The following is a 1,114-nucleotide window of genomic DNA, read 5'->3' as shown; positions in this document are numbered from 1 at the left end:
AAACTATAGACTGAGGGTCAGAGCCTTATGTGCTTAAATTGGATAGGTGCCCCTGCTAATGGTGTAGAACCCAATGCTGGTACCCCGTGGTGGACACTCTTAGAACTTTTATGCTCAATGGTGGACGCTGATCGAACTGATGCAGTGACCTTGAAAGAGTTCTAAACACTGAATCCTAACAACATATGGTTGATGTTATGCGAAATCCGACTGTAATTGGTTAGTTGACGAGAATTTCTAACTTGAAAGTTGGAACAAATATCATTATACCCTATAAATGCAAGTGTTGTGTTAGCATTGTGTTTTCTGGTTTGAAGATGAGAGGTGCAGAAATGAAATTGATTACCTTCCTAATTGCAGTTAGTTCAGTTGTGTTGCTGTCTGGATGTGGAGACAGTCCTTTGTCCACATCGGGGATGGAGGATTACTTTCCGATGGAATTAGGAGACTGGTGGTTTTACGATTACTACGCAGTTCAGACGGAACCTGATTCAATGCTCTGGGAAGAGGGATCTTATTTCGATATAGTAATCTCCGTCTCCGAAGACACGTTTCTAGTAGCGAGAACTGCTAGTTTCTGGGTATCTTCAGGGCAGCCACGCCCGGATACACTGGTTGCTTTGGATACACTTACCTACATTATCAATCCCGATTCAGTTGTTTTGTATCTCTCCCCGGGTTCAACAGCGTATAGAGAACTGGATTTCCCTCTTTTGCTTAACAAAACCTGGGGAGACTACACAGTTACAGATATGCATGTGGATCTCAGTGTACCAGAGGGTTTTTATGAAGATTGTGCCTGCATAGGATGGTATTATGAAGTAATATTGTCCACTATTTATACGTATTATTGTCCAGATGTAGGCATAGTTGCCAAGTATATCTACGATGCAGATATGATAGGATCTGGTATTTTCTTAAGAGATTATATTTTTGAATTGAGCAGTTCTTCACGCATTGACTGAGGATTATCGATTAAGCAAATAGTACACCGTAGTGGATGTATTTCGAACTGTCGCAATGGATGGGAATGACTTCTAAATCCTGAAATCAGGTACCCCGTAGTGGATACTTTTAGAACTTTTTCATGATTCTCAGATAAACAGGCTCTTCA

Annotated in this window: 1 protein-coding gene; it reads left to right on the top strand. The window is 41.0% G+C overall.

Features of this window, described 5'->3' with window-relative positions:
• Positions 1-332: 332 nt before the first annotated feature.
• A complete protein-coding gene (locus tag K8S15_02555) occupies positions 333-965 on the top strand; it encodes a hypothetical protein (protein ID MCD4774914.1) in 633 nt (210 codons plus the stop codon).
• Positions 966-1,114 lie beyond the last annotated feature (149 nt).

This window comes from Candidatus Aegiribacteria sp., assembly GCA_021108005.1.
In the GTDB taxonomy this organism is placed as follows: domain Bacteria; phylum Fermentibacterota; class Fermentibacteria; order Fermentibacterales; family JCC-6; genus Aegiribacteria.
This window is presented reverse-complemented; position numbering and strand designations above follow the sequence as displayed.

What these genes read in the sequence shown, in the direction of transcription:
- K8S15_02555 (MCD4774914.1), top strand. Translation starts at nt 333, where the DNA reads ATGAAATTGATTACCTTCCTAATTGCAGTTAGTTCAGTTGTGTTGCTG.